This window comes from Neisseria sp. P0008.S004 (assembly GCF_051962755.1).
GTDB lineage: Bacteria > Pseudomonadota > Gammaproteobacteria > Burkholderiales > Neisseriaceae > Neisseria > Neisseria subflava_A.
Map to the genome: position 1 here is coordinate 1 of NZ_JBQCUZ010000070.1, position 223 is coordinate 223.

At 50.2% G+C, this 223-nt stretch carries 1 protein-coding gene; it reads left to right on the forward strand.

Translation table 11 applies throughout. The features are described from left to right. On the forward strand, positions 1-223 hold a 223-nt coding region (locus tag ACTHSW_RS10975; protein WP_440373935.1), incomplete at both ends, for a transposase.

The window sequence follows — 223 nt, forward strand, 5'->3', positions numbered from 1 at the left end:
TTGACGCCACCATTATTCAGACCGCCGGCAGCAAACAGCGTCAGGCCATAGAAGTCGATGAAGAAGGACAAGTCAGCAGCCAAACCACACCGAGTAAAGACAGCGATGCCCGTTGGATAAAGAAAAGCGGCCTCTACAAACTCGGTTACAAACAACATACCCGTACCGATGCGGAAGGCTATATTGAGAAACTGCACATTACCCCTGCCAATGCCCATGAATG